This window comes from Brevibacterium sp. FAM 24630 (assembly GCF_049804075.1).
Classification (GTDB): Bacteria; Actinomycetota; Actinomycetes; order Actinomycetales; family Brevibacteriaceae; genus Brevibacterium.
The window spans coordinates 1-7,339 of sequence record NZ_JBNBZD010000043.1 but is presented as its reverse complement, the minus strand read 5'-3'; the positions used below and the strand labels follow the sequence as shown (position 1 = coordinate 7,339).

General features: G+C 64.2%; 7 protein-coding genes and 2 pseudogenes. 3 read left to right on the top strand and 6 right to left on the bottom strand.

Going from position 1 to position 7,339, the window contains the following annotated elements; translation table 11 throughout:
• Positions 1 to 270 (top strand): annotated as a pseudogene (locus tag ACPUD7_RS17495) (DNA polymerase III subunit delta); the annotation flags it as partial.
• 143 nt (positions 271 to 413) lie between these two features.
• Here ACPUD7_RS17495 and rpsT read toward each other — a convergent pair.
• The 3 genes from rpsT to ACPUD7_RS17480 all read right to left on the bottom strand — a co-directional run bounded on the left by rpsT (position 414) and on the right by ACPUD7_RS17480 (position 2,407).
• A complete protein-coding gene (rpsT, locus tag ACPUD7_RS17490; protein ID WP_135541149.1) occupies positions 414 to 674 on the bottom strand; it encodes a 30S ribosomal protein S20 in 261 nt (86 codons plus the stop codon).
• A gap of 291 nt (positions 675 to 965) precedes the next feature.
• On the bottom strand, positions 966 to 1,595 hold the full coding sequence (locus tag ACPUD7_RS17485) for a type II toxin-antitoxin system PemK/MazF family toxin (RefSeq protein ID WP_135541147.1): 630 nt from the start codon (positions 1,593 to 1,595) through the stop codon (positions 966 to 968).
• Between the two features lie 47 nt (positions 1,596 to 1,642).
• A complete protein-coding gene (locus ACPUD7_RS17480; RefSeq protein WP_425120619.1) occupies positions 1,643 to 2,407 on the bottom strand; it encodes an endonuclease/exonuclease/phosphatase family protein in 765 nt (254 codons plus the stop codon).
• A 119-nt stretch (positions 2,408 to 2,526) separates the two neighbouring features.
• On the opposite strand from ACPUD7_RS17480, the gene lepA reads away from it, so the two are divergent.
• Positions 2,527 to 4,395: a translation elongation factor 4 gene (lepA, locus tag ACPUD7_RS17475; RefSeq protein ID WP_135541143.1), complete on the top strand. Its 1,869-nt coding sequence runs from the start codon at positions 2,527 to 2,529 to the stop codon at positions 4,393 to 4,395.
• Positions 4,396 to 5,625 carry a radical SAM family heme chaperone HemW gene (gene hemW, locus ACPUD7_RS17470; protein WP_135541141.1) on the top strand — a complete coding sequence of 410 codons (1,230 nt, stop codon included), beginning with the start codon at positions 4,396 to 4,398 and terminating at the stop codon, positions 5,623 to 5,625.
• Positions 5,626 to 5,699: 74 nt separating this feature from the next.
• Here hemW and ACPUD7_RS17465 read toward each other — a convergent pair whose 3' ends face one another.
• From ACPUD7_RS17465 to ACPUD7_RS17455, 3 genes and pseudogenes are all read right to left on the bottom strand, one after another.
• Positions 5,700 to 6,329, bottom strand: coding sequence for a DUF4870 domain-containing protein (locus ACPUD7_RS17465; protein WP_135541139.1), 630 nt, complete (start codon positions 6,327 to 6,329; stop codon positions 5,700 to 5,702).
• A gap of 37 nt (positions 6,330 to 6,366) precedes the next feature.
• Positions 6,367 to 6,480 (bottom strand): DUF4870 domain-containing protein, encoded by a 114-nt coding sequence (locus tag ACPUD7_RS17460; RefSeq protein WP_425120618.1) that lies wholly within the window; start codon positions 6,478 to 6,480, stop codon positions 6,367 to 6,369.
• A gap of 128 nt (positions 6,481 to 6,608) precedes the next feature.
• A pseudogene (locus ACPUD7_RS17455) lies at positions 6,609 to 6,773 on the bottom strand (DUF4870 domain-containing protein); the annotation flags it as partial.
• Between the last annotated feature and the right edge of the window lie 566 nt (positions 6,774 to 7,339).

Here is a 7,339-nt window from a genome sequence, read left to right as displayed (position 1 = left end):
GTGGCCGCTGTGGCGATGAAGCTGCGCGGAATGGCGAAGGTGCAGGGGTTCTCCGGCACCAGCGGGGAGCTGGCCTCGGAGCTGAAGATGGCGCCGTGGCAGGTCGACCGCGCCCGTCGCGAGGTGAGGCGGTGGAACGAAGTGGCGCTGGGCCAGTCGCTCATCGCCGCCGCCGAGGCCGATGAGGCCGTCAATGGTGGCGGACGCGACCCGGTGTATGCCGTCGAATGGTTCGTCTCCGAGGTCAGCCGCCTCGCCCGCATCCGCTAACCCCCACCACTGGCTACCCGACGGGCGCCCAGCAACCTCGCGCGAGGTTGCTGGGCGCCCGTCGAGTAGCAATTAGGGGGAAAAGACACGGGGTCCGATCCTTTCGGACCGGACCCCGTGAAGCTATAGCCTCAGTCGTCAGCTCAGAGAGCGTTGATCTGCGTAGCCATGCGCGACTTGCGGTTCGCAGCGTTGTTCTTGTGCAGAACACCCTTCGAAACAGCCTTGTCGAGCATGCGGGCCGCGGCAGCATATGCCTGCTGCGCTTCGTCCTTCTTGCCGGCAGCAATGTTCTCGCGCACGACGCGGACGTAGGACCGAACCTCGGACCGGACAGCCTTGTTGCGCTGACGAGCCTTCTCGTTGGTCTTGTTCCGCTTGATCTGTGACTTGATATTAGCCAATTTCAACACTCTTTCGTGTTAGTGGTACATGGTCGTGAGGGCGCATCGGACCGACCTGACCGTCTCCGCGGGGAAACACATCGACGATATCGGATCCGACGGCATCTTCACCCGACCTCGGCGAGACACACGCCTTGATGAAGACACAGCAACCAATGATACAGGCCGGAGTCCCCGGCCGGAAATCCGCGGCATGAGGGTGTCGGCGGTGCAGACCGACGGCAGGTGACGCGCGCCATGGGACGACACCGGCACTCGGCAGAGACGGCACTGAGACCGGGGAGAGAAGTCTCAGGCGCCGACGTTCTTCGCCACGTGGTCGAAGACCTCACGCGGCATGATCGCCCCCTCGCGGCGGATCGACGTCGGATCGAGTCGGATGACGCGGTCGAGCCGGATCTCCGAAGGGCGGCCCTGCGAATCCCAGTCACCGGAACCGATGTTCATCCAGCGGGCGTGCCGATCCTCGCGGACTTCGCCGACCCCTCCGGGAATATGGTCCTTGCTCGTGAGCATGAGCGCGAGCACCCATTTCCCGTCCCGACCGACGACCAGCGACGGCCGGTCCTTGCCTTGCGAGTAGTCCTCTTCGAAGGGAATCCAGCCCCAGACGACCTCGCCCGGATCGGCCTCGCCGTCGAGGTCGGGGGAGTAGCTGACCTTGAGCGGGCCCGTGAAGTCACCCGGGTAGGCACCGCCGGATCGAGGTGATTCACCAGATCCTGACGACCTGTTCGGGCCATTCGACTGCGAACCGCTCGTCCCGGTGCTGCCGCCCTGCGGCGCGGGAGACTGCCGCGGGACATCGGTGCGGCCCGGTGCAGTGCCGGACTTCCTCTTCGACTGCGACTGACGCAGATAGCGCAGGCCCTCCCGGACCCCGATCCGAGCAGCCCGGTTGACCAGTGATTTCCAATTCATGCCCACAGCCTAATGGAGGTGCGTGAACTCCGGCGGGACCCGCAGAGTCAGGTGAACTCGAGAACCGCCTCGACGGGAAAGTGATCGGACGGGTACTTCCCCTCCACGGCGAACGTGTCGATGCGCGTGGAGATCGTGCGCAGGCCCGCCGTGGTGAGGATCCAATCGATGCGGGGCTCGCCGGCCTTCGGTCCCCGGTACCGGTGGAAGGTGCCGATGTCTTCGCCGGGCACCTCAGCGGCCGTGTCGGTGAGGCCGAGCTCTGAGCAGAAGAAGTCGTAGACGGGAGATCCGGTGGCGACGTTGAAGTCACCGGTGACGACGCATGGGCCGGCCGCCTCGGTGATGGTGTCGGCCATGATCCGCCCCGACTCGAGCCGGGCACGTTCGGACCTGTGATCGAGGTGGGTGTTGAGCACCCGCAGGCCTCGGCCGGTGCCGAGATCGCGGACGTCGACGGTCGTCAGGGTCCGGGCGTGCGAGACGCCCCAGGACTCCGAGGCGACGGTCTCGGGCTGTTCTGACAGCCAGGAGATGTCGACGGCATCGACATCGAAGCGGGTCGAATCGAGGATCACCGCGGTGAACTCTCCGGAATTGCCGCCGGAATGGCCCTCGCCGAGCCAGATGTACTCTTCGGGCAATAGGCTGATGAGGGTCTCGAGCTGATCGAGCTCCCCTTCCTGGGTGCCGATGATGTGCGGATGGGCGGCGCGGATGAGCTCGGCGGCGATCGGCATCCGATCGGCCACCGGGTGGCCGTCCATCGCCGGGTAGCGCAGATTGAAGCTCATGATCGAGAATTCGCTCATGGCTCCATCTTCCCTGATCGGGTCCCGAATAGGCGCGGATTCCAGCTCCGCATGCAAGTCATGAAAGAATGAGTGATCTGGTCTGTCTGGAGATCTGATCTGTCAAAGGAAGGGCGTTCATGTCACCTCAGGTGAATAAGGAAGCACTCAAGCGGATTTCACCGTCTGCCACCTCACCCGAGCTGATCCGCAATTTCTGCATCATCGCTCACATCGACCACGGAAAGTCGACTCTCGCCGACCGCATGCTCCAGATGACCGGTGTCGTCGAGAACCGCGATATGCGCGCCCAGTACCTCGACCGGATGGACATCGAACGCGAACGCGGCATCACCATCAAGTCCCAGGCGGTGCGCATGCCGTGGGAGCACGAGGACACCCCGTACGCGCTGAACATGATCGACACCCCCGGCCACGTCGACTTCAGCTACGAAGTCTCTCGCTCCCTGGCCGCCTGCGAGGGCGCGCTGCTGCTCGTCGACTCCGCTCAGGGCATCGAGGCCCAGACTCTGGCCAATCTCTACCTGGCCATGGAGAACGATCTGACGATCATCCCCGTGCTCAACAAGATCGATCTGCCCGCGGCGCAGCCGGAGAAGTACGCCGACGAGCTCGCGAACCTCATCGGCTGCGAACCCGAGGACTGCCTGCTCGTATCCGGCAAGACCGGTGAAGGCGTCGAGGAGGTCCTCGACCGGATCATCACGGACATTCCCTCCCCGGTCGGCGACGCCGAGGCTCCGGCCCGGGCGATGATCTTCGACTCCGTCTACGACACCTATCGCGGCGTGGTCACCTATGTGCGCGTCATCGACGGTTCTCTGACCCCGCGGGAGAAGGTCGAGATGATGTCGACGGGCACGACTCACGAACTGCTCGAGATCGGCGCCTCCTCACCCGAACCGAAGGCGACGAAGGGCTTGGGCGTCGGTGAGGTCGGCTACCTCATCACCGGCGTCAAGGACGTGCGCCTGTCGAAGGTCGGTGACACCGTGACGGCGGCGGCGAAGCCTGCCGCCGAGCCGCTCGAAGGCTACCGGGAACCCAAACCGATGGTGTTCTCCGGACTCTTCCCCATCGACGGCTCCGACTACCCGGTGCTGCGCGACGCCCTCGACAAACTCAAACTCAACGACGCCTCCCTGGCCTATGAGCCGGAGACCTCGACGGCGCTGGGCTTCGGTTTCCGCTGCGGGTTCCTCGGACTCCTCCATCTCGAAGTCCTGCGCGACCGTCTCGAGCGGGAGTTCGACCTCGACCTCATCTCCACCGCCCCGTCCGTGATCTACGACGTGACGATGGAAGACGGCACCGAGACGATCGTGACGAACCCGAGCGAATATCCGACGGGCAAGATCAAGGAAGTCCGCGAGCCGATGGTCCAGGCCACGGTCCTCACTCCGAGCGAATTCATCGGTGCGGTGATGGAGCTGTGCCAGGACCGACGCGGCAAACTCCAGGGCATGGACTACCTGTCCTCGGACCGGGTGGAGATCCGCTACCGCCTGCCGCTGGCCGAGATCGTCTTCGACTTCTTCGACCAGCTGAAGTCCCGGACGAAGGGCTATGCCTCCCTCGACTACTCCGACGACGGCCAGGACGCCTCCGATCTGGTCAAGGTCGACATCCTGCTCCACGGCGATCAGGTCGATGCGTTCTCCGCGATCGTCCACCGCGACAACGCCTACTCCTACGGTGTGGCGATGGCCGGCAAGCTGCGCAAGCTCATCCCGCGTCAGCAGTTCGAGGTACCCATCCAGGCGGCCATCGGCTCGCGGATCATCGCTCGTGAGACCATCCGCGCCATCCGCAAGGACGTGCTGAGCAAGTGCTACGGCGGCGACATCAGCCGGAAGCGCAAACTGCTCGAGAAACAGAAGGAAGGCAAGAAGCGGATGAAGATGGTCGGCACCGTCGAGGTGCCGCAGGACGCGTTCATCGCCGCGCTGTCCTCCGACGAACCGGATACGAAGGACAGCAAGAAGTAAGTGCCCGCTCAACCGACCGGTGAGGTCCCTCCGCTCGACGGCTCCCTTCCCGCCTCGGCGGGCATCGGTGCCGCCGACCGCGGGCTGAGCCTCTACGTCCACGTCCCCTATTGCCGGGTCCGCTGCGGGTACTGCGACTTCAACACCTACACCGCCGAGGATCTCGGTCCAGGTGCCTCCCGTGACGACTACCGCGGCAATCTCGCCCGTGAGCTCGATCTGTCCGTGTCCACCCTCGCCGAGGCGGGGGCGGGCGATCGTGAGGTCGCGACGATCTTCTTCGGCGGAGGAACCCCGACGCTGCTGGAAGCCGAGGTCCTCGCCGGGGTGATGGACGACATCCGCGCCCGGTTCCGCTTGGCCGCCGACGTCGAGATCACCACCGAGGCGAACCCCGACACCTTGGATCCGGCCTATATCGCGACCCTGGCGGGTGCCGGTTTCAATCGGATCTCCATGGGCATGCAGTCGGCGGTGCCGCATGTGCTGGCGACTCTCGACCGGACGCACGATCCGAAGAAGATCCCCGAGGTGGCCCGCTGGGTCAAGGAGGCGGGTCTCGAACTCAGCCTCGACCTCATCTACGGCACGCCGGGGGAGTCGATCGAGGATTGGCGTCGGTCCCTCGACGTGGCACTGGCGAATGAGGTCGACCACATCTCGGCCTATTCGCTCATCGTCGAACCGGGGACGAAGATGGGGGCGATGGTCCGCCGCGGGCAGCTGTCGATGCCGGATGAGGACGATCTGGCCGACAAGTACGAGATCGCCGATGCGGCGATGACTGCGGCCGGACTGCACTGGTACGAAGTTAGCAACTGGTCGACGGGTGAAAAGACCCGGTGCGAGCACAATATGGCGTATTGGCGCAATGCCGACTGGTGGGGGTACGGTCCCGGGGCACATTCGCATGTCGGGGGAGTGCGGTTCTGGAATGCCAAACACCCGCGGGCGTGGGCCGACCGGCTGCTGGCCGGACAGTCCCCGTCGATCGGACGCGAGGTCCTCGACGCGGGCACGCGCGAGATCGAGAGGATCATGCTCGCCGCCCGCATCGACGGCGAGCTGCGTCTCGAAACCCTGGCCCCGGGCAGTCAGCAGGCGATCAGAACCTTCGTGAAGCAGGGGCTTCTCGATCACGATGCGGCAGAGGACGGCTGGTTCCAGCCGACGCTGCAGGGTCGCCTGCTCGCAGACCACATGGTGCGCATCCTCACCGAATACGTGTGAGACCCCGCGAACGGGGATGAGAAAGGGCCGGTGTCCGGGCAGAGACTGCCCGGACACCGGCCTCGGCTCTCAGATCACTTGATCCAGTTCGGGGTCATCGGGATTCGGTAGCCCTCACCGCGATTGGCGGCCATCGCCGCGATGATTTCGATGACGATCATGTAGATGGTCAGCAGCGGCAGGAGCAGGAGGATGAGCAATCCGATGCCCACGATCGTGAGGATGCCGCCGATGAGTCCGATGCCGAATCCGGCGATGACGCCGATGATGAGCAGATTGAGTGACTGCGCACCATGGTGCCGAAGGTACGGGGACTTGTCCTTGTTGATGATGTAGAGGACGAGGGTGACGATCCAGCCGAGTCCGATGACATAGGTCGCAGCGTGTGCGAGGTGAGACCACAGTGCGGTGGTGCGCTCCGTCTCGTCGGCGTTCCAGAATCCGACCGATCCCGGGCCGTAGGCGGCGGAGGGCAGCTCGGTTCCGATGGGCACCGAGGCGGCCGGGGACTGAGCGGAGGACATCCCCATAGGTCCTGCGCTGTAGCCTCCGTGCTGCCCGTACGGCGGCTGGGAGCCCTCAGCCGGCCAGGGTCCGGACTGCGGGATCTGTGTGTACGGCTGTTGTGGACCGGATGACTGCGAATAGTTCGGCGGCATCGGACGCGAGGGTTCGTCGTCGGGCCGCTGCGGATTCTCTGACATGTCTGTCCCTTCCTGGATTCGTCGGCCGGACGCCGACTCATTTCACAAAGTTGATGGTGAGCGGGAACCTGTATCCCTCACCCCGGTTCGCCGCTGCGGCGGCGATGATGCAGAAGACGAAGTTAGACCACGGGGACGATGAATGCGGCATACATGAGGAGGAAACCGAACCCGAAAGTCACGAGGGCGAGCAGGAACCCGAAGAAGCCGAAGACGAAGAACGGCTCCTGTCGTGATGATCGTGTTTGTGATCATCGCGTTGAGACCCTGCCGGGAATGCTCACGGATGTACGGTGATTCGTCCTTCTTGACCAAGTACATGATGAGCGGCACGAACCCGAAGAAGATGGCACCGAGGTGGCGCCACAGTGCCGTGGTCCGTTCGGAGTCCGAGGCCGCCCAGAACTGTTCGGAACCGGAACCATAGGCGTGTTCGGGCAGCATCTCGGAATTGAAGAGCACAGGATTGACCACCTGCCTCTGCTGACCATAATCTGGCTGACCGTTGTCACCGCTCTACTGCCCATAGTCCACCTGGGTGTAGAGCGTACCGTAGTTCGGTGATCGGTTCGCCTGGGAACCGTAGGGCTGGGTGGAGACCGGCTGACCGTTCTGGCTGGACTGCGTACAGGGCTGCTGGGGCCCGAAGCCTGGGAATAGTTCGGCGGCACGTGGCGCCCGCTGGTCGGCTGTCCGGGGTTGTTCGACATGGTGGTCCTTTCGAAGTTGCTGCCCTCTCACAGTAGTGGAGACCACCACCGGGCGGCGGTGCGGAAAGCCGGACATCTGTGCCAGTTCTGTGACAGAAGCGCAGGCATCGTCTATCGACGTCGACCACTCACTGTGACGATGTCGATGAGTTCCTCGCCCCGCCCGACCGAGTGGGGGGTGCCCCTATGGTTTTCGTCAAGGGGTGACCAAGATTTCTTCGAATAGTCTTGCCGGCTGATGCTGGGCAGGACTGATTGGTCCGGGACGCAGTCTCGGACTGGACGTGGGTGCTTCGGAAC

Excerpts from the sequence above, each read along its gene's own strand:
- ACPUD7_RS17460 (WP_425120618.1), bottom strand. The coding sequence starts at position 6,480 with ATGCCGCATTCATCGTCCCCGTGGTCTAACTTCGTCTTCTGCATCATC.
- ACPUD7_RS17485 (WP_135541147.1), bottom strand. The coding sequence starts at position 1,595 with ATGAATTGGAAATCACTGGTCAACCGGGCTGCTCGGATCGGGGTCCGG.
- lepA (WP_135541143.1), top strand. The coding sequence starts at position 2,527 with ATGTCACCTCAGGTGAATAAGGAAGCACTCAAGCGGATTTCACCGTCT.
- ACPUD7_RS17480 (WP_425120619.1), bottom strand. The coding sequence starts at position 2,407 with ATGAGCGAATTCTCGATCATGAGCTTCAATCTGCGCTACCCGGCGATG.
- ACPUD7_RS17465 (WP_135541139.1), bottom strand. The coding sequence starts at position 6,329 with ATGTCAGAGAATCCGCAGCGGCCCGACGACGAACCCTCGCGTCCGATG.